Genomic DNA, 19,283 nt, shown 5'->3' with positions numbered 1-19,283 from the left:
CGACACAGACCATGACCGAAGCCATTCGAACCCTTGCCCGGCGGCGCCCGCTGGGCATGCTGGCCGCCCTGCTGCTCTGCGCGGCCCTGACCGCCTGCGGCGGTGACAGCGACAGCACGCCCCCGTCCCCGGGAGCCAGCACGCCCGACGCCAAGCCGCAAATGAAGTGCGCGCCCTGATTGCCGCGCCAGACCCCTACGCCAATCCACTGACCGCGCATCCGATCCCTCCGGGCAATCCGATATGACTTCCAGCAGCCGACGCAATTTTCTCAAGATGGCCGGTGGCAGCGCCGCCGCCACCGCCGCCCTTTCCGCCTTTCCGCCAGCCATCCGCCGCGCGCTGGCCATTCCGGCCAACAACGCCACCAAATCCATTCGCGACGTGGCGTACGTGGTGGTGCTGATGCAGGAAAACCGCTCGTTCGACAACTACTTCGGCACCATGAACGGTGTGCGCGGGTTCGGCGACCGCTTCACGATCCCGCTGCCGGGCGGCCGCAACGTGTTCCAGCAGACCTATGCCAGCGGCAACAAGAACCGCATCGTGCTGCCCTACCACCTGGACCAGACCGCCGGCAATGCCCAGCGCGTGAGCGGCACGCCGCACAGCCAGCCCGATGCCCAGGCCGCGTATGACCTGGGCCGCATGAGCGCCTGGCCCACATCGAAGCAGACCCAGTCGATGGGTTACTACACCGAGCAGGAACTGAAGTTCCAGTTCGCGCTGGCCAATGCGTTCACGCTGTGCGATGCGTACCACTGCAGCTTCCATGGCGGCACCAACACCAACCGCCTGTTTCACTGGACCGGCACCAACGACCCGTTCGGCACCCACGGCGGCCCGGTCATCGACAACAGCGGCGATTCGCTCGACGCCACCGGCATTAACTACACGTGGACGACATACCCCGAGCGCCTGCAGGCGGCCGGGGTGAGCTGGAAGGTCTACCAGAACATGCCGGACAACTTCACCGACAACCCGCTGGCCGGCTTCCAGAAGTACCGCGCCGCCAACGCCGCGCGCGGCAATGCCGCGAATGGCTCGCCGTATCCGCCCTACACGCCTGCGGACGACGCCACCAACCCGCTGTTCAAGGGTATCGGCAACACCATGCCCGACGGCGGCTTCCTGCAGGCGCTGCGCGACGACATCGCGGCCGGCACGCTGCCGCAGGTGTCGTGGATCGTGGCCCCGGCCACCTATTCGGAACACCCCGGGCCTTCCAGCCCGGTGCAGGGCGCGTGGTACACCCAGCAGGTGCTCGATGCGCTGACCGCCAATCCCGATGTGTGGAGCCGCACGGTCCTGCTGATCAATTTCGATGAAAACGACGGCTTCTTCGACCACGTGCCGCCGCCATGCGCCCCGGCGCTGACGGCCAAGGGCGAACCGATCGGCTACACCTCGGCGGCGCTGGACCCCAAGACCGAGTACTACAGCGTCGACAAGACGCCATTCGGCCCCGGCCCGCGCGTGCCGATGTATGTGGTATCGCCGTGGAGCCGCGGCGGCTGGGTCAATTCGCAGGTATTCGACCATACGTCGGTGCTGCGCTTCCTGGAGCAACGGTTCGGCGTGGCCGAAACCAATATCAGCGCGTACCGGCGCGCCATCATGGGCGATCTGACGTCGGCGTTCGACTTCGTCAACCCGAACGCCAACGTGACGCTGGGCATCACGCCCCTGACGCAGTCCGGCGCGGACGCCGAGCGCGCCGCCCAGGACGCCAAGGCCCAGATTCCCGCGCCGGCCGTGACCGTCCAGCAGATGCCCACGCAGAAGCGCGGCACGCGCCCGTCGCGCGCCCTGCCCTACACGCTGCATACCAGCGGACTGGAAAACCCGGTTACCAACACGTTCTCGCTGCTGTTCAAGAATGACGGCAAGCAGGCGGCCGTGTTCCACGTCTACGACCGTCTGCACCTGAGCGATGTGCCGCGCCGCATTGCCCTCGACGCCGGCGATGCCTATCAGGCCGATATCGACGTCAGCGCCGATGGCGGCCGCTACGACTTCTGGGTGCTGGGCCCGAACGGCTACCACCGCGCCTTCGTGGGCGATGTCAGCGCGCAGAAGGCCGCCGGCGGCGGTGCGGCGCCCGAGATCCGCGTCTGCTATGACGAGACCAATGCCGAAGTCTGGCTGACCCTGATCAACCGGGGCACCGCCGCCTGCACGTTCACGGTCAGGCCGAACGCCTATCGCAACGATGGCCCGACCACGTTCGAACTGCCGCCGGGCAAGGAACTGGACCAGCACTGGCCGGTCGGACCGCAGGGCAACTGGTACGACTTCACGGTGACCACCCAGCAAGGCGGATTCAGCCGACGCTTTGCCGGGCGGCTCGAGAACGGTACGCACACCACGTCCGATCCGGCCATGGGCGTTTGAGGTTACCGGCCCAGGCTCAGGTCCATGATCATGCGCGCCTCCAGGTACAGGCGGCGTGGAATGGCGTCGATCAGGATGTATTCGTCGGCATTGGTGTGATAGCCCATGCCGGGCAGGCCCATGCCCTCCAGCACGGGTTTGCCCGACAGCGCGGCGTAGGCGGCATCGCTGCCGCCGCCGGTGCGCGCGGTGGCAATGCCGATGCTGCCGCCCACCTCCTGGTAGATCGCCTGCCCTTTCGCGGCCAGCGCCTGGCCGGCGGCCGAGGCATTGAACGCCGGGCGCCCCTTCTTCATGTCGATGGTGATCTCGGCGGCCGGCAGGCGCTTGCGCCGGGCGCGCTCGTCGAGCATGGCGACGATGGCGTCATAGTCGTCGTTGCGGCCGTAGCGCATGTCGGCCGTCAGCGTGGCCGAGGCGGGAATCGCGTTCGACGCCGACCCCGCCGACGCCAGCGTCCAGTTGAAGCGGATCTCGCGCGCCTTGTCGTCGATGTCCTGCGTGCGCAGGATCAGGTCCGCCGCCTCGGTCAGCGCATTGACGCCCAGTTCGGGCGCGACGCCGGCATGCGAAGCCACGCCCTTGATGGTGACTTCCGCATGGGCAATGCCCGAGGTGGCCAGGCCAAAGCTCTCGGCCGTGGCAAAGGCCGGCTCGTGCGACAGGACATAGTCGTGCGAGGCCGCCAGGCGCTCGATCAGCGCGCGCGATCCGAACGAGCCGGTTTCCTCGTCGGTATTGAACAGCACGGTCAGCGTGCCGTAGTCGCGGAAGCCACGCGCATCGAGCAGCCCCAGCGCGTGCAGGATCACGGCGATCCCGCTCTTGTCGTCGGCGATGCCGGGCCCGTAGGCATGGTTGCCGTCGATCCGGAATGGCGCTTTGGCCAGGAATCCGCGCGGATAGACGGTATCCATATGCGCCATCAGCAGGATCTTCGCCGTGCCGGTGCCCTGGAACACGCCGACGATGTTGTCGCCGACCACGCCGGCTTCGGCCGGATAGCGCGTCACGGCGGCGCCCAGATCGGCCAGGCGCGTGGCCAGGTAGTCGCCCATCGCCTTCATGCCGGCCGCGTCGCCGGGGCCGGTTTCGATATTGACCAGCGCCTCCAGCGTGGCCAGCACCGGGGCCTGCTGGGCCCTGGCGGCCGCATCGAGCGCGCTGTCGTAGGTTGGCGGTGCGGCGGCACTGTCCGAACAGCCGTAAGACACCATCATTGCGCCAGCGATGGCCGCCGCGCCAAGCAATCTCCTGAACATCGTGTTGACTCCTGAATGAAACAACCCCCTCGGCGTCGGCGCGGTCTGGTGATCTCTGGATGGTCATTCGCGCCGTGAGGCGGCATTATTGCCAGCCGCCGCCCCATGGCGATTGACCGGGCGCATGGATTCGTCACGCTGTCATATTTCCGCCTTATAGTCGCCGGCTATCGCTATTTGCCCCCGGGAGTTCCATGCTTGGCGACCTGCTGATGACCTTCTACGAGGTGGCGCGACAGGGCAGCATCACCACGGCCGCGCGTCAGCTGCGCGTGAGCCAGCCCACGGTCACCGGGCGCATCCGGCAGCTCGAGGAGCTATACGGCGTGGAGCTGTTCCACCGCCGCGCCAGCCGCGTGGACCTCAGTGACGTTGGCGTGGCGCTGATGCCGGTGGCCGAGCAGATCATGCAGCAGGAGAGCAATGCCGACTTCCTGCTGCGCAATGCCGGCAACCTGCGATTCGGCAACCTGCGGATCGGCGCCACCGGGCCCTACTACATCCTGCGCAGCGTGGCCGCCTTCCGGCAACGCTACCCGGCGATCGAAATCAGCATCGAGATCGGCAATTCCAGGCAGATGATCGGAGCGCTGTACGAGTACCGCATCGACGCCGCCGTGTCGTCGCACGCGCTGGACGACGACCGTCTGCATCGGGTCACGCTGGCGGCCGACCCGATGGTGCTGGTGGTGCATCCCGTGCATCCACTGGCGCGCCGGCCCCGCGTGGAAGTGCCCGAGCTGTCCGCCTGCCATCTGCTGGTGCGCGAACAGGGGTCGATGACGCGCGAGGCCACCGAGGCGTCGCTGCGCGCAGCCGGCGCAGGCATGCCGCCCCATACGGTGATCGGCAGCCGCGAGGCCATCTGCGAGGCGATTCGCCACAATCTCGGCGCCAGCGTCATGCCGGCGGGCGAAGTGCCGCGCGATCCGGCGCTGGTGGTGGTGCCTTTCTCCAGCGCGGCGCCGGTCATCCACGAATACCTGTATTGCCTGAACGGCCGCCGTCACACCCGCCTGGTGGGCGCGCTGCTCGATTGCCTGGTGGCACCCGCCGGCGCGGCCGCGCCGCATTGCGAGACGCCGCCGCCAGCGCCTATATTGAACTGACCCTTCCCCGAGCCCCCGCCCCCGATGACCGGTCCGGTCCCATCCAGTTTTCCGGAGTACGACCAACTGCTGACGCTGCTGGAACTGGGCGCACCGTGGTTCGACACGCGCACCGCATGCCATGTCGACGTGCTGGGCCGCACCTTCGCCGTGCCGGTGGCCAGCCTGGGCACGCACGCGCCCGATGCGCCGGCCATCGGCATCTTCGGCGGCATCCATGGCCTGGAACGCATTGGCACGCAACTGGTGCTGGACTACATGCGCTCGCTGCTGTGCCGGCTGAGCTGGGACGACCTGCTGCACCGGCAACTGGAAAGCGTGCGGCTGGTGTTCATGCCGATCGTCAATCCCGGTGGCATGTATAGCGCCACGCGCGCCAATCCGAATGGCGTGGACCTGATGCGCAACGCGCCGCAGAATGCCGACGCCCGGGTGCCCTTCCTGGCCGGCGGCCAGCGCATCGGCAGCTGGCTGCCCTGGTATCGTGGCCGCGCGGGCTCGCCGATGGAAGCCGAAAGCATGGCGCTGCTGCGCGTGGTGGAATCCGAACTGCTGCCCCGTCCGCTAAGCTTTGCCGTGGACTGCCATTCCGGCTACGGCTGGCGTGACAGCATCTGGTTTCCGTATGCGCGCACGCATGCCCCGATGCCGCACCTGCCCGAGATGTATCTGCTCAAGACCATGTTCGAACAGGCTCACCCCCACCATGGCTATGCCTTCGAGCCGCAGAGCCACCAGTACCTGCTGCATGGCGATCTCTGGGACTACGCCTACGATCGCACGCCGCCGGCATGCCTGTTCCTGCCCATGACGCTGGAGCTCGGGTCCTGGCTCTGGATCAAGAAGAATCCGCGCCAGCTGTTTTCACGGGCCGGCATCTTCAATCCGATCAAGGCACACCGCACCGCGCGCGTGCTGCGGCGCCATGTGAGCCTGTTCGATTTCCTGGGGCGCGTGGCGGTGGCGCCCGACCGCTGGCTGCCCCAGGGCACGCACCGCCAGCAGCTGCTGGAGCAGGCCCGCGCTCACTGGCAGAACGGCAAGCCCGCGCCATGAGCGGATGGATCTTCCTGCGCGGCCTGACGCGCGAGTCGCGGCACTGGGGCGACCTGCCCGCGCGCTGGTCTGCCCACGGGCTGCCCGCGCCGCTGATGCTCGACCTGCCTGGCAACGGCGGCGCACGCCACCTGCCGATCCCCGGCCATGTGCGCGGCATGACCCATGCCGTAAGGGCCGCCGCCCAGGCCACGGGCCGCAGCGGCCCCTGGCACATCCTGGCGATGTCGCTGGGCGCCATGGTGGCCACCGACTGGGCACAAGGCTGGCCCGCCGAGGTCAGTGGCCTGGTGCTGGTCAATACGAGCATGCGTCCATTCAGCCATCCCGCCGAACGGCTGCGACCGCGCAACTGGGCAGCCCTGCTGGGCATGGCCCGCCACTGGCATGACCGCGCACGCTGCGAGCGCGTCATCCATCGGCTGACCTGCGAACGGCTCGATACCCGTGACGCCGACCTGGCGCACTGGGTGGACATCGGCCAGAGCGCCCCGGTGTCGCGCGAGGCGGCGTGGCTGCAGTTGCTGGCCGCGGCGCGCTTCCGCGCGCAAGGCACGGCGCCGGCCTGCCCCACGCTGGTGGTGTCATCCGATGCAGACCGGCTGGTCAACCCCCGCTGCTCTGCGCGTCTGGCGGCAGCCTGGGGCGTACCCCACGCACGACACCCGTGGGCCGGACACGATCTGCCCCACGACGATCCGCAATGGCTGTGCGAAACGGCTGGCGCGTCGATGCACCGGCCTTGAGCCAGCCGCCGCCCCCGGCGGAATCCGACACCTGAAAGCCCCTTTCACATTGCGAAATCCGGACGCCCCGTGCCCCGGCGTTGCGGTTTCGTTCTGAGAAAACGCGTTTCACATCCCGCAATTTGTCTTCTATCCCATTGAAACATAAGGAAAAACAAAGTCTTATGTCTTATATAAGAGTTCGTTGCTGCGCAGCAAAACCGCCATACAATGATTTCCACGCTGCTCGGCTTTGAGACCCCCGGCGGCACCCGCAACCCTTTACTCGAACACGCTCACTTCTGAGGAAATCGACATGGCCCAGTATCAAGACGACATCAAGGCAATTGCAGCGCTGAAGGAACGCCACGGCAGCGCGTGGGACGCCATCAACCCCGAGTATGCCGCCCGCATGCGCGCCCAGAACCGGTTCAAGACGGGCCTGGACATTGCGCGATACACCGCAAAGATCATGCGCGCCGACATGGCAGCGTACGACGCCGACCCGGCCAAGTACACGCAGTCGCTGGGTTGCTGGCACGGTTTCATCGGCCAGCAGAAGATGATTTCCATCAAGAAGCACTTCAAGAGCACCGAGCGCCGCTACCTGTACCTGTCGGGCTGGATGGTCGCCGCGCTGCGCTCGGAATTCGGCCCGCTGCCGGACCAGTCGATGCACGAGAAGACTTCGGTGAGCGCGCTGATCCGCGAGCTGTACACGTTCCTGCGCCAGGCCGACGCCCGTGAACTGGGCGGCCTGTTCCGCGAACTCGATGCCGCCACCGGCGCCGCCAAGGCCGCCATCCAGGAAAAGATCGACAACCACGTGACCCACGTGGTGCCCATCATCGCCGACATCGACGCCGGTTTCGGCAACGCAGAAGCCACGTACCTGCTGGCCAAGCAGTTCATCGAGGCGGGCGCCTGCTGCATCCAGATCGAAAACCAGGTGTCCGATGAAAAGCAGTGCGGCCACCAGGACGGCAAGGTCACCGTGCCGCACGAGGACTTCCTCGCCAAGGTTCGCGCCATCCGCTACGCCTTCCTGGAACTGGGCGTGGACGACGGCATCATCGTCACCCGTACCGACTCGCTGGGCGCCGGCCTGACCAAGCAGATCGCCGTGACCCATACGCCGGGCGACCTGGGCGACCAATACAACTCGTTCCTCGATTGCGAGGAAATCTCGGCCGACTCGCTCGGCAACGGCGACGTGGTGATCAAGCAGAACGGCAAGCTGATGCGCCCCAAGCGCCTGCCCAGCAACCTGTTCCAGTTCCGCGCCGGCACGGGTGAAGCGCGCTGCGTGCTGGACAGCATCACGTCGCTGCAGAACGGCGCCGACCTGCTGTGGATCGAAACCGAAAAGCCGCATATCGAGCAGATCGCCGGCATGGTCCGCGAGATCCGCAAGGTCATCCCGAACGCCAAGCTGGTGTACAACAACAGCCCGTCGTTCAACTGGACGCTGAACTTCCGCCAGCAGGCCTACGACGCGATGAAGGCTGCGGGCAAGGACGTGTCGGCCTACGAGCGCGGCCAGCTGATGAGCGCGGAGTACGACGATTCCGAACTGGCCAAGCTTGCCGACGAGAAGATCCGCACGTTCCAGGCCGATGCATCGCGTGAAGCCGGCATCTTCCACCACCTGATCACGCTGCCGACGTACCACACCGCCGCGCTGTCGACCGACAACCTGGCCAAGGAATACTTCGGCGACCAGGGCATGCTGGGCTACGTGGCTGGCGTGCAGCGCAAGGAAATCCGCCAGGGTATTGCCTGCGTCAAGCACCAGAACATGTCGGGCTCGGACATCGGCGACGATCACAAGGAGTACTTCAGCGGCGAAGCCGCCCTGAAGGCGGCCGGCAAGGACAACACCATGAACCAGTTCTGATCGACGCCTGGTGCCATGGCCAAAACGCCAACCCATCACGGGTTGGCGTTTTTTCTTTGCGCCGTAGCGATTGAGGGCCTGCCGCAAGGGCGGTAGCCATGCCCATCGCCAGCCATCGCCGTTTGTCCATTTTGTGCCACAGATTGTTGTCGTCCGATCAACATACTGAAGGCTTTCGTGACGCTACTGCCATTCGCCTGCGCTACCTAGAATCCGTCGCAACGATGGTTGCACAAGCCGTGCGACGGTCGAGGAGGATGTCCGCCCACTGAAGCGGATCGCGCCTGCCGCCCCGTGCGGCTTACTCACTCAATTGACAGGACGAATGAACATGAGCGAAACAATCCGCAACGTGCAGCCGGTGATGGCCAACCTTGGCAAGGATGGTGCTGGCGAACTCGTGCCTTCGCGCTATGCGGTGCGCGTGGGTGATGTCGATGTGGTGCTGATCAGCGACGGCATTCTGCCGCTGCCGACTTCCACCATGTCCACCAATGTGAGCGAGGCGGACCGCAACGAATGGTTTGATGGCCGCTTCCTGCAACGCGACATGTTCGACTGGGCGCTGAATATCGCGCTGGTTCGCAGCGGCGACCGCCTGATCCTGATCGACTCGGGCGTGGGCGATGGCTTCGAGTACTTCACGCGCGCCGGCCGGTCGGTCATGCGCCTGGAAACGGCCGGTATCGACCTGGCTGCGATCACCGACATCGTGATCACGCACATGCATATGGATCACGTCGGCGGCCTGAACGTCGATGGCGTCAAGGCCAAGCTGCGCCCGGACGTGCGCATTCACGTGGCCGCCGCCGAAGTCGCGTTCTGGAAGAACCCCGACTTCAGCAAGACCGTGATGCCCGAAACGGTGCCTCCCGCGCTGCGCAAGGCCGCCGCCCGGTTCGTGGAGCTCTACAGCGAGCACATCGTGCAGTTCGACCAGACCGCTCACGTTGCGGCGGGCGTATCGGCGCGCGTGACGGGCGGGCACACGCCGGGGCACTGCGTGGTGGACGTCGCATCGAATGGCGAAAAACTGACGTTTGTGGGCGACGCGATTTTCGAAGTGGGCTTCGATCACCCGGAATGGCAAAACGGCTTCGAGCACGAGCCGGAGGTGGCGGCGGACGTGCGCATCGCGCTGCTCAACGAGGCCGCCGAAACGGGCGCCATGCTGGCCGCCGCGCATATCGCCTTCCCGTCCATCGGCCATGTCGCGAAGCACGGCGACGGCTACCGGTTCGTGCCGGTGCAGTGGGATTACTGATGGATAGCGATGCCCGCCCTGCCACCCCTGGCTGCAGGGCGGGTGTCGCCGGGCCATAAAAAAACCGCCCGATGGCGTCATGCCATCGGGCGGTTTTCCATTCGGCAGTCCGGTGCAGGCGCTTACAACGATCCGCAGGTCACCTGGGCGTCGAGCAGGGCCTTGGCCCGCTGGTTGCACAGGGCGCCCAGCAGCGTCTCGGCGGCGGCATCCAGCCGTTCGTGGGTGCCAAACAGACGCGCTGCGATCAGGCCGCTTTGCAGTGAGCCATAGATCACCTGGGCGAGCATGGCGGGCGGCACCGGATACGGCGTCTCGCGCTCGCGCTGGCCGCGCTCCAGCAGCTTGGCCAGCCACCCTTCGTTGATGTGATAGAACTCCTTGAGCACATGGTGCACCGACTCGGGCAGACTCAGGATTTCGGTCGACAGCATGCCGGCCAGGCAGATCTGCCCCGAGCCGCAGGTCTGGCGCAGCGGGTCCAGATACTGACGCGCCTGTTCCAGCACCGGCAGGCTCGAATCGATGCCGGCCAGCCGCTCGGAAATGCGCCGGCTGTACTCCTTCACCGCTTCCAGGACCAGATCGTCCTTCGATGGGAAGTAGTAGTGGATGCTGGAGGTCTTGACCCCCACCAGCTCGGCCAGGTCGCGATAGCTGAATCCATTGAAACCGCGGCTGCGGATCAGGACCAGCGTATGTTCGAGCAGTTGCTCGCGGACAGGTTGCGTTTTCATGGCTGGTACTTTATCTACACGAAGATAGATACTCAACCGGGATTTTCCCGGAGTCAACCGCCAGGCGGTTCAGGCCAGCGCCTGCACCACCACTGTGATGGCCGCACCACTGACGGCGCAGAGTGCCAGCCATCCGCCCAACAACAGGGCGTCGTGTCGGATTGCTTTCATGGTAGTTCGCCTGCAAAAACGCAGACGGACACCCTTGTGGAGTGCCGTCTGCGTCGGGGTCATCGCCAGATCATGGCGAGCTTCGGGTCTTGGCCTGGATCAAGCCAGGGCGCCGTCGGTGTACACGTCAGCCGAGCGGGCACCGTCGAAGTACGGGTTGCGCGGGCCATTGCCGCGGGCGCCGTCCAGGTACGGGTCCACCTTGCGGGCCGGGCTGGCGGAAACCCCCTTCGTGTCCAGGCCGGCGACGAAGCGCGCACCGTCCAGGTACGGATCAGCCGTGCGGGCACCGTCGGTAAAGCCATCGCGGTTCGTGATGCGCGCGCCGTCGGTGTAGACATCGCGCTTGCCGATGCCGGCCACCAGGCCATCGCGGTTGGTTACGCGGGCACCGTCGGTGAAGGCATCGCGGTTGCCGATGCGGGCACCGTCGGAGAAGGCATCGCGGTTGCCGATGCGGGCACCGTCGGTGAAGGCATCGCGGTTGCCGATGCGGGCACCGTCGGTGAAGGCGCTGCGTTGGTCATTCACACGATACGTATAGCCGTAGGCTTCGCCGCTCGGTTGTGCGGCCTGGGCGGCGCCCGTCACGAAAGCAGCTGCGAGGGTGGCGGCGGTCAGGATGGTCTTGGCGTTCATGGTGCTCTCCTTGCTATGCCCGGCGATCCGGTTCGTGGGTCGATCGCGCGGCAATGGGTCTGTGCTGCAATTTCAGCGGCCTTCTTTTTGGTCCTCACTGCATCCGCTATCTACTGCTAGATAGAGGATCAGGGCTTAAAAAAAGACCGCCTCCGGTTACTGAAACTGCCTGATGTTGCCTGGACCGTTTCGCGTTGCCTTGCCGTCTTGATCTTTCGGTTCGGCGTCGCGCTGTCCATGGCCTGAATACTATCTACCTGTAGATAGATAAGCAAGAAGAAATTCGGCCCCGTGGCCAAAAAGATTTCTATCGATGTGATCAAAGACGTTAATTTGACGGATAGGCCCTTGATTTGTAAAGGCTTTTTGGATAAACACCCGGCGACGACCGGCCGACACCCGCTTCCCATTGGCATCACAAGTGCTAGGGTTATCCCACCTGACCGCCTTTTCTCATCCTCCCATGCCGCCCCTCTCCACCGCGCAATCTGCCCCGCTCACCTACCGGCGCTGGTTTGCGGGCGCACTTGGCCTGGCCGGCCTGGCCGTGATGGCCGGCGTGGGCCGCCTGTTGCTGTACCGCGCCATCGAACGCGATGCGTTCGGGCCCGGCCAGGTCCGCACACTGCAGCCCGATGACCTGGGCGTGTCGTCCCGGCAATTCCCATTCAAGAGTGGCGATCGGGCGCTGCGGGCGTCCTGGGTGGCTGCCGCCAACCCGGCCGCCCCGGCACTGGCCGTCTTCCATGGCGACGAGGAATGCCTGGCCGACTGGGCGCCCGTGCAGGCGTTGCTGCACCGGGCGGGCATCAGTTCGTTCGTGTTCGATTACAGCGGATACGGCGCCAGCACCGGCACGCCAAGCGTGAGCCACCTGCGGGAAGACGCGCTCGCCGCCTTCGCGCAGTTCCGCGCGGTCTCCCCGCTCGCGGCGCGGCACTATGTCATGGGATATTCGCTGGGCAGCGGCGTGCTGCTCGATGTACTGGACGGTCTACGACCGTTGCCCGACGGGCTGGTAATCGGTGCCGGCTTCAGTTCGGCCCGGGCGGCGGCCGTGGCCACCGGGCTGGTCCCGCGCTGGCTGGCCTGGGCGCTGCCGAACCCGTGGAACAACATCGCCCGGCTGCGGGCGTCGAAGCTGCCCGTGATGCTGATTCACAGCCGGCGCGACGAAACCATCCCGTTCCGCCAGGCCGAGCACCTGGCCCGCGCGGCGCATGGCCCGAGCCGGCTGGTGGTCTTCGAAGACCTGCCACACAACGCCGCCATCGAGACGCCGTTCATGAAGACGTTCTGGGCGCCCGTCATCGCATGGCTGCAGGGCGGCCGGCTGCAGGACGATTGAGCCGTTACAGCTTGAACTCGCCCACCACCTTCTGCAGTTCGTGGGCCTGATCGGCCAGTGCCGCCGAGGCGGCAGCGGCCTGCTCCACCAGCGCGGCGTTCTGCTGCGTCACGTCATCCATCTGCGTGACGGCCACATTCACCTGCTCGATCCCGTCGCTCTGATGCTCCGACGCCACGGCGATCTCGCTCAGGATCTGGGTCACGCGCCGCACGGCCTGGACGATCTCCTCCATGGTCTGCCCGGCCTGGCCCACCAGCGCCGAGCCGTTTTCCACCTGGCGCGCCGAATCGCTGATCAGCACGTTGATTTCCTTGGCCGCCGCCGCGCTGCGCTGCGCCAGCGTGCGCACCTCGCCCGCCACCACGGCAAAGCCACGTCCCTGCTCGCCGGCGCGCGCCGCCTCCACCGCCGCGTTCAGGGCCAGGATGTTGGTCTGGAATGCAATGCCCTCGATCACGGCGATAATGTCGGTCACTTTGCGCGAACTGACGCTGATGGCGTCCATCGTCTGCACCACGTCGCTGACGATGGAACCGCCGCGCTCGGCAATGCCCGACGCCGACGCCGCCAGCCCGTTGGCCGTGCGCGCGCGTTCGGTGTTCTGCTTCACCATGGCGGTCAGTTCGCCCATGCTCGACGCCGTTTCCTGCAGCGTGGCGGCCTGCTCCTCGGTGCGCTGCGACAGATCCGTATTGCCCACCGCGATCTGTTGCGAGGCCGACGAGATCGAATCGCTGGCGCCCTTGATGCGCGTCACCAGATCAGTGAGCATGTCCTCCATCTCGCCCAGGCCGCCCAGCAGCCGGCCGAAGTCGCCGCCGCGCTCGGTCTCGAAATCCTTGCTCAAGTCGCCCGCCGCCACGGTTTCGGCGATGAATTCGGCCTCCCTGAGCGGTTCCTCGATGGCCCGGGCCAGCCGGAACCAGCAAATCACGCTGAAGACCAGCACGGCAATGGCCAGCGTCCACAGCCAGCTGCGCGTGCTGCCATCGGCCACCTGGCCCAGCGCCAGCACCAGCATGGCTGCCACCAGCAGCACGATTACCCAAAATGCCGCACCCAACCGGGTGCGCATACTCAAGTTGTCCCAGGCCATGATCGGTTCCGCTCCTCGATATTTGCCCCAAGTTGCCCGGGGCTATCGATGGACTAACGGCTGGCCTGCGGCAAAACTTTAGGCCCGGATTTGCAGCGAACCGGGCGTCTGGAGATCGGCGCCCCAGGCTTGCGCAAGTTGCCGGCAGCGCCCCAGCGGCAGCGCCTGCCGCTCGACATCGACCACCACCACGTGGTCGGCCCAGGCGGGGCGCGCCGGCGATTCCGTGCTGCGGCCATCGGTCAGCAGCCACAGCCAGCGTTGCTGGGCAGGCCGGCGCCGGGCCTGCCACGCCAGCAACTGGTCGGCGCGCGCCGTCCCCAGCGACAGTGGCGTGCCGCCGCCGCCCGCGATGGGCCGGATCCAGTCGTCATTCCACGGCCGGGCACGTGCCGGCGCCAGGCGCACTTCGGCGTGCTGCCCCGCAAAACAGACCAGCGCCACATCGGCACGCGCCTGATAGGCGCGCTCCACCAGCCGCGCCAGCACGCCCTTGGCCACGGCCAGCGGCTCGCCGTGGGCCATGGAGCCGGAACAGTCGAGCACGAAACAGTGCAGCACCCCGGCGCGCGCATCGGCACGCCGGAAGCGCAGGTGCGCGGCATCCAGCATCGCGCGGCGCTTGGCGGCCAGCGTGCGTGGCCAGTGAATACGCGCCCCGGGCGTGCCGCCGTGCGCGGTCTGCCGTGGGGATGATGGACGGATGGGTTGCCACCGATGGCCGCCGGTCCGGTCTGGCGCGGACGGCCGCCGGTGGCTCAGGCTTTTTTTGGTGGCAGCTTCCCGAACGGCTTCAGCGGCTTGACCTCGGCCATGCCGGCCGCTTGCGGCGGCGGCAACGCGCCCCAGGGGTCGGCTTGATCCGCCTGGGGCTGAGGCTGGCCAGCCGGTGTCTGGCCCGGCTGCGGCGGCGCGCCGGCATGGCGGCGGTGATGGAGCACGAGCTCGGCCACGGCGTCCACATGGCCGATGTCGATATCCGCCGCGCCCTGCCATGCGGCCAGTGCGCGCGCCGCGCGGAGCATCACCAGGTCGGCGCGCACGCCGTCCACGGCAGCCGCCAGGCACAGCGCGCTGACGCGGTCATGCACGGCGTCGCCGAACGGCAGCGCGCCAAGCGCCGCGCGGGCACGCATCACCTGGCTGGCCAACGCCTGCTGGCGCTGCGCCACCCTGGCGCGGAAGCCATCGGGATCGGCATCGAACGCCAGCCGGGCGCGCACGATCGCCTGGCGCGCGGCCGGGTCCTCGTAGTTCGACAGGGCCAGCGCCAGCCCGAAGCGGTCCAGCAGTTGCGGCCGCAGTTCGCCTTCCTCGGGATTCATCGTGCCAACCAGCACGAAGCGCGCCGGATGCTGGTGCGAGACGCCATCGCGCTCCACCACGTTGACGCCGCTGGCCGCCACGTCGAGCAACTGGTCCACCAGCGGGTCGGGCAGCAGGTTCACCTCGTCGACGTACAGCACGCCGTCGTGCGCCCGTGCCAGCAGGCCAGGCTGGAACCGCACCTCGCCCTGCTGCAGCACGTGCCCCAGGTCCAGCGTGCCGGTCAGCTGCTCTTCGCCGGCGCCCAGCGGCAGCGTCACGAACTGGCCGTGCGGCAGCAATTCGGCCAGCGCCCGCGCCGCCGTGGACTTGGCGGTGCCGCGCGGGCCGGTGACCAGCACACCGCCAATGCCGGGGTCCACGGCGGCCAGCAGCAGTGCCTGTTGCAGGGATTCCTGCCCGACCAGGGCGCTGAACGGAAAGATCGGGCGCATGGCCGCGCCATGGGCAGTGTGGGTCATTGCATCCCTTCCAGACGCTGTTCGTTGTCGAGCAGATGATGGGCGATGCGCTCGCGCTGGTCGCCCGGTTCCTGCCACAGTCCGCGCTCCATGGCTTCCAGCAGGCGCTCGCAGATGCCCTGCAGGGCGCGCGGATTGTGCCGCGCAAGGAAATCGCGCGTGGCGTCGTCATGCACGTAGGCGTCGGCCACCAGCGCGTACTGGTGATCGCCCACCACGCGGGCGGTGGCGTCGTAGCCGAACAGGTAGTCCACCGTGGCGGCCATTTCAAACGCCCCCTTGTAGCCGTGCCGCTTCACGCCATCGATCCACTTCGGATTGACCACGCGCGAGCGGATCACCCGGGCGATCTCCTCGCCCAGCGTCCGCACGCGCGGGGCCGCCGGATTGGCGTGGTCGCCGTGATAGATGGCCGGCTGCGTGCCGCCCAGATGGCGCACGGCCGCCACCATGCCGCCCTGGAACTGGTAGTAGTCGTTGGCGTCCAGGATGTCGTGCTCGCGGTTGTCCTGGTTTTGCAGCACCACGTCGATCCCTGCCAGCCGCGCGGCAAACGTGTCGCGGGCCTCGACGCCATCGGCGCGCTGGCCGTAGGCATAACCGCCTGCGTGCAGGTAGGCGTGCGCCAGGTCGCCATCGGTCTGCCAGCGCCGGCCATCGATCAGCGCCTGCAGGCCCGTGCCATAGTCGCCAGGCCGCGCCCCGAACACGCGCCAGCTGGCGCGTTCCAGCGCGGCGTCGGCGTCCACGCCCTGCGCCGTCAGCGCATGCTGTTCGGCCAGCACGCGGGCGCGGATCGGGTTGATGTCCTCGGGCTCGTCCAGCGCCGCCACCGCCCGCACGGCGGCATCGAACATCGCCACCAGGTTGGCGAATGCATCGCGGAAGAAGCCGGACACCCGCAGCGTCACGTCCACGCGCGGCCGGTTGAAGATCGCCATCGGCAGGATCTCGAAATCGACCACGCGATGGCTGCCATGCGCCCATTTGGGCCGCACGCCCAGCAGCGCCATGGCCTGCGCGATATCGTCGCCGCCGGTGCGCATGGTGGCCGTGCCCCAGACCGACAAGCCCACCGCACGCGGATACTCGCCGTGCTCCTGCAGGTGCCGCTCGATCAGCTGATCGGCCGCGCGCAGGCCCAGCGTCCACGCGGTGCGCGTGGGCACGGCGCGCGTATCGACCGAATAGAAGTTGCGTCCGGTGGGCAGCACGTCGGGACGGCCGCGCGACGGCGCGCCGCTGGGCCCGGCGGGCACGAAGCGGCCCGCCAGCCCGCGCTCCAGTTGCAGCAATTCCTGCGGCCCGCAGGCATCCAGGCGCGGGGCCAGTTGCTCGCGCAGGCGCGCCAGCACGGCGGCCGATTGCGGCCCGACCGGCGCGTGGTCGTCCAGCAGGCGCAGTGCCAGCATTTCCAGCCGCTCACGCGTATCGCCGTGATGGCGCCACGGCGCGTCATCCACGGCGGCCAGCGCCGCGGGGCGTGGTCCGGTCCAGGGCGCGGCCCAATCGGCGTCGAGCGGATCGAAGCCGTCGCCCAGCGACAGGTCCGCCGCCAGCGCGCCCAGCAGGCTGGCGCGCCCATCGCGCCCATCCCCCACCGGAAAGCGCGCCAGCGCGGCCAGCGTATCGCGGCGCTGGCGGCCCTGCGGCGACTGCCCGAACACATGCAGGCCGTCGCGAATCTGGGACTCCTTCAGTTCGCACAGCCAGGCATCGGTACGGTTCAGCAGCGCGTCTTCCTCGTCGCCACTGGCCGGGGCGTCGATGCCCAGTTCGCGATGCAGCTGCTGGCCGACGATCGATGTCAGGATCTCGCGGCGCAGCAGCTTCGCGCGGCGCGGGTCCACGGTCAGCGCCTCGTAGTATTCGTCCACCTGGCGCTCCAGGTCCTGCAGCGGCCCGTAGTTCTCGGCGCGCGTGAGCGGCGGCATCAGGTGATCGATGATCACGGCCTGGGTGCGCCGCTTGGCCTGCGCGCCCTCGCCCGGGTCGTTGACGATAAACGGATACAGGTGCGGCAGCGGGCCCAGGATCGCGTCGGGCCAGCAGGCATTCGACAGCGCCACGCTCTTGCCGGGCAGCCACTCCAGGTTGCCATGCTTGCCGACATGCACCACGGCATCGATGCCGAAGGCGTGCCGCAGCCAGAAATAGAACGCCAGGTAGCCGTGCGGCGGCACCAGTTCGGCATCGTGATAGCTGGCGTAGTCGTCCACGCCATACGCCCGCGCGGGCTGGATGCCGACGAACACGTTGCCGGTGCGCACGCCGGCGATCATGAAGCGGCCATCGCGCACCATCGGATCGGCATCGGGGCTGCCCCAGCGGGCGGCGATGGCGTCCTGGTTGGCCTGCGGCAGCTGCGCCAGCCACGCCAGGTAGTCGGCCATCGCCACGCTCTGGAACGCGGGCCGCCACGCATGCTGCGCCAGATCGTTGGTCACGCCGCGCGTCAGGCCCTGCATCAGCGCGTCGCCGTCGGCGGGCAGCGGCCCCACGGCATAGCCGGCAGCCTTCAGCATGGCCAGGATCTGCACGACCGACGCCGGCGTGTCGAGCCCGACCCCATTGCCGATGCGCCCTTCGCTGGCCGGGTAGTTGGCCAGGATCAGCGCCAGGCGCTTTTCGGCGGCCGGCAGCGTGCGCAGCCGGCACCAGCGGCGCGCCAGTTCGGCCACGAAACGCACGCGTTCGGCGTCGGGCCGATAGCGCACCACATCGACCTCGGTATGCGGGCACCGATACGCCAGCCCCTTGAAGCTCACCGCGCGCGTGATGATGCGGCCATCCACCTCGGGCATCGCCACGTGCATGGCCACGTCGCGCGTGCCCAGTCCCTGGCTGTCGGCCAGCCAGTCCTCGCGATTGCCGCCACTCAGGATCACCTGCAGCACCGGCGCGTCGTTGGCCAGCGGACGATCGGCTTCGCCAGCCGTGTCGAGCGACGCCACCGAGAACGCCGTGGTATTGAGCACCAGCGAGACGCCGTGCGCGTCGCACAGCCGCTGCAGCACCTCGCGGCAGATCGGCTCCTTGAGCGAGCTGACGGCCAGCGGCAGCGGACACAGGCCGGCATCGAGCAACGCCTCGGCCATCGCATCGAACACGTCGGTATTGCCGGCCTGCAGGTGCGACCGGTAGAACAGCAGCGCCACCACGGGCGCGCCGTCCAGCCCGCGCGCCGCCCATTCGCGCTGCCAGTCCTGCACCGTGGCCACGCCATGATCGCGATGGTAAAGCGCCGCCTGCGGCAGCACCTGTGGCGGCAGCACCGGCGCCGTGTGCCCATAGGCATGCTGGCCCAGGCAGCGGAAGAACTGCTCGGCATTGGCCGCCCCGCCCTCGCGCAGATAGCGCCAGAGCTGGTGCGACAGCGCCGGGGGCGCGCTGCCAAGCCGCGCCAGGTTGTCGTCCTCGTCCAGGTCGCCCGAGAACATCACCAGCAACTGGCCGCGTGCGCGCGCCAGTTCGGGCAGCCGCTGCAGCCCGTAGGCCCAGTCACTGGCCCCGCCCAGGTGGTCCACCACCACCACCCGTGCGTGCTGCAGCACGTCGTCGATATAGAGATCGAGCGACGCCGGCTGGCGCAGGTACATCTGGTTGGCCAGCCGCACGCTCGGGTAGTCGGCGCCCAGCCTGGGCACGGCGGCGGCCAGCAGCGACAGCGTGGTGTCGGCCGCGCTCAGGATGACGATATCGCCCGGCGTCTGCGCGATGCGCAGCACCACGGCGCTGTCTTCGACAAAGCCGCCGGGCCGGGTGGACAGCAGGTGCATCGCTTGGGTCGCTTCG

General features: G+C 67.7%; 15 protein-coding genes. 8 read left to right on the top strand and 7 right to left on the bottom strand.

Annotated features, from left to right (window positions below; genetic code table 11):
- The first annotated feature begins 11 nt into the window (after positions 1 to 11).
- Both AC24R4_RS09895 and AC24R4_RS09890 read left to right on the top strand, forming a co-directional pair.
- Positions 12 to 179, top strand: a complete 168-nt coding sequence (locus AC24R4_RS09895; protein WP_400396386.1) for a hypothetical protein — start codon at positions 12 to 14, stop codon at positions 177 to 179.
- A gap of 64 nt (positions 180 to 243) precedes the next feature.
- Positions 244 to 2,394, top strand: a complete 2,151-nt coding sequence (locus AC24R4_RS09890) for a phosphocholine-specific phospholipase C (protein WP_400396388.1) — start codon at positions 244 to 246, stop codon at positions 2,392 to 2,394.
- A gap of 2 nt (positions 2,395 to 2,396) precedes the next feature.
- Here AC24R4_RS09890 and AC24R4_RS09885 read toward each other — a convergent pair whose 3' ends face one another.
- Complete coding sequence (locus AC24R4_RS09885) at positions 2,397 to 3,656, bottom strand: glutamate carboxypeptidase (RefSeq protein ID WP_487522865.1); 1,260 nt, start codon at positions 3,654 to 3,656, stop codon at positions 2,397 to 2,399.
- A 194-nt stretch (positions 3,657 to 3,850) separates the two neighbouring features.
- On the opposite strand from AC24R4_RS09885, the gene AC24R4_RS09880 reads away from it, so the two are divergent.
- The 5 genes from AC24R4_RS09880 (at position 3,851) to AC24R4_RS09860 (ending at position 9,707) form a co-directional block, all read left to right on the top strand.
- Positions 3,851 to 4,765: a LysR substrate-binding domain-containing protein gene (locus AC24R4_RS09880; RefSeq protein WP_400396153.1), complete on the top strand. Its 915-nt coding sequence runs from the start codon at positions 3,851 to 3,853 to the stop codon at positions 4,763 to 4,765.
- 24 nt (positions 4,766 to 4,789) lie between these two features.
- Positions 4,790 to 5,821, top strand: a complete 1,032-nt coding sequence (locus AC24R4_RS09875) for a M14 family zinc carboxypeptidase (protein ID WP_400396155.1) — start codon at positions 4,790 to 4,792, stop codon at positions 5,819 to 5,821.
- The gene (locus AC24R4_RS09870; protein WP_487522864.1) at positions 5,818 to 6,567 is read left to right on the top strand and encodes an alpha/beta fold hydrolase; all 750 of its coding nucleotides are present in this window, start codon (positions 5,818 to 5,820) and stop codon (positions 6,565 to 6,567) included. Before AC24R4_RS09875 ends, AC24R4_RS09870 begins: the two co-directional genes overlap by 4 nt.
- A gap of 295 nt (positions 6,568 to 6,862) precedes the next feature.
- The gene (locus AC24R4_RS09865) at positions 6,863 to 8,443 is read left to right on the top strand and encodes an isocitrate lyase (protein WP_400396781.1); all 1,581 of its coding nucleotides are present in this window, start codon (positions 6,863 to 6,865) and stop codon (positions 8,441 to 8,443) included.
- Between the two features lie 331 nt (positions 8,444 to 8,774).
- Positions 8,775 to 9,707 carry an MBL fold metallo-hydrolase gene (locus tag AC24R4_RS09860; protein WP_487522863.1) on the top strand — a complete coding sequence of 311 codons (933 nt, stop codon included), beginning with the start codon at positions 8,775 to 8,777 and terminating at the stop codon, positions 9,705 to 9,707.
- Between the two features lie 122 nt (positions 9,708 to 9,829).
- On the opposite strand, the gene AC24R4_RS09855 is transcribed toward AC24R4_RS09860, so the two are convergent.
- Entirely contained in the window at positions 9,830 to 10,444 is a 615-nt protein-coding gene (locus tag AC24R4_RS09855; protein ID WP_487522862.1) for a TetR/AcrR family transcriptional regulator, read from the bottom strand.
- Between the two features lie 270 nt (positions 10,445 to 10,714).
- Positions 10,715 to 11,254: a copper resistance protein CopQ gene (locus AC24R4_RS09850; RefSeq protein WP_400397030.1), complete on the bottom strand. Its 540-nt coding sequence runs from the start codon at positions 11,252 to 11,254 to the stop codon at positions 10,715 to 10,717.
- Between the two features lie 463 nt (positions 11,255 to 11,717).
- Between AC24R4_RS09850 and AC24R4_RS09845 the strand changes: the two genes are divergently transcribed.
- Entirely contained in the window at positions 11,718 to 12,602 is an 885-nt protein-coding gene (locus AC24R4_RS09845) for an alpha/beta hydrolase (protein ID WP_487522861.1), read from the top strand.
- Between the two features lie 4 nt (positions 12,603 to 12,606).
- On the opposite strand, the gene AC24R4_RS09840 is transcribed toward AC24R4_RS09845, so the two are convergent.
- The 4 genes from AC24R4_RS09840 to cobN form a co-directional block, all read right to left on the bottom strand.
- The gene (locus AC24R4_RS09840) at positions 12,607 to 13,680 is read right to left on the bottom strand and encodes a methyl-accepting chemotaxis protein (RefSeq protein ID WP_400393979.1); all 1,074 of its coding nucleotides are present in this window, start codon (positions 13,678 to 13,680) and stop codon (positions 12,607 to 12,609) included.
- A gap of 99 nt (positions 13,681 to 13,779) precedes the next feature.
- Positions 13,780 to 14,313 (bottom strand): vWA domain-containing protein, encoded by a 534-nt coding sequence (locus AC24R4_RS09835; protein WP_400393976.1) that lies wholly within the window; start codon positions 14,311 to 14,313, stop codon positions 13,780 to 13,782.
- Positions 14,314 to 14,459: 146 nt separating this feature from the next.
- Positions 14,460 to 15,488, bottom strand: coding sequence for a magnesium chelatase ATPase subunit I (locus AC24R4_RS09830; RefSeq protein ID WP_400393975.1), 1,029 nt, complete (start codon positions 15,486 to 15,488; stop codon positions 14,460 to 14,462).
- Complete coding sequence (cobN, locus tag AC24R4_RS09825; RefSeq protein WP_400393973.1) at positions 15,485 to 19,267, bottom strand: cobaltochelatase subunit CobN; 3,783 nt, start codon at positions 19,265 to 19,267, stop codon at positions 15,485 to 15,487. Before cobN ends, AC24R4_RS09830 begins: the two co-directional genes overlap by 4 nt.
- Between the last annotated feature and the right edge of the window lie 16 nt (positions 19,268 to 19,283).

The organism is Cupriavidus sp. CER-90 (assembly GCF_057652055.1).
Note: the sequence above shows the minus strand (reverse complement) of the source record. Positions and strands in the feature narration are given on the sequence as shown.

Coding starts and splice junctions, on each gene's coding strand:
- AC24R4_RS09895 (WP_400396386.1), top strand. CDS start 12: ATGACCGAAGCCATTCGAACCCTTGCCCGGCGGCGCCCGCTGGGCATG.
- AC24R4_RS09890 (WP_400396388.1), top strand. CDS start 244: ATGACTTCCAGCAGCCGACGCAATTTTCTCAAGATGGCCGGTGGCAGC.
- AC24R4_RS09885 (WP_487522865.1), bottom strand. CDS start 3,656: ATGTTCAGGAGATTGCTTGGCGCGGCGGCCATCGCTGGCGCAATGATG.
- AC24R4_RS09880 (WP_400396153.1), top strand. CDS start 3,851: ATGCTTGGCGACCTGCTGATGACCTTCTACGAGGTGGCGCGACAGGGC.
- AC24R4_RS09875 (WP_400396155.1), top strand. CDS start 4,790: ATGACCGGTCCGGTCCCATCCAGTTTTCCGGAGTACGACCAACTGCTG.
- AC24R4_RS09870 (WP_487522864.1), top strand. CDS start 5,818: ATGAGCGGATGGATCTTCCTGCGCGGCCTGACGCGCGAGTCGCGGCAC.
- AC24R4_RS09865 (WP_400396781.1), top strand. CDS start 6,863: ATGGCCCAGTATCAAGACGACATCAAGGCAATTGCAGCGCTGAAGGAA.
- AC24R4_RS09860 (WP_487522863.1), top strand. CDS start 8,775: ATGAGCGAAACAATCCGCAACGTGCAGCCGGTGATGGCCAACCTTGGC.
- AC24R4_RS09855 (WP_487522862.1), bottom strand. CDS start 10,444: ATGAAAACGCAACCTGTCCGCGAGCAACTGCTCGAACATACGCTGGTC.
- AC24R4_RS09850 (WP_400397030.1), bottom strand. CDS start 11,254: ATGAACGCCAAGACCATCCTGACCGCCGCCACCCTCGCAGCTGCTTTC.
- AC24R4_RS09845 (WP_487522861.1), top strand. CDS start 11,718: ATGCCGCCCCTCTCCACCGCGCAATCTGCCCCGCTCACCTACCGGCGC.
- AC24R4_RS09840 (WP_400393979.1), bottom strand. CDS start 13,680: ATGCGCACCCGGTTGGGTGCGGCATTTTGGGTAATCGTGCTGCTGGTG.
- AC24R4_RS09835 (WP_400393976.1), bottom strand. CDS start 14,313: ATGCTGGATGCCGCGCACCTGCGCTTCCGGCGTGCCGATGCGCGCGCC.
- AC24R4_RS09830 (WP_400393975.1), bottom strand. CDS start 15,488: ATGACCCACACTGCCCATGGCGCGGCCATGCGCCCGATCTTTCCGTTC.
- cobN (WP_400393973.1), bottom strand. CDS start 19,267: ATGCACCTGCTGTCCACCCGGCCCGGCGGCTTTGTCGAAGACAGCGCC.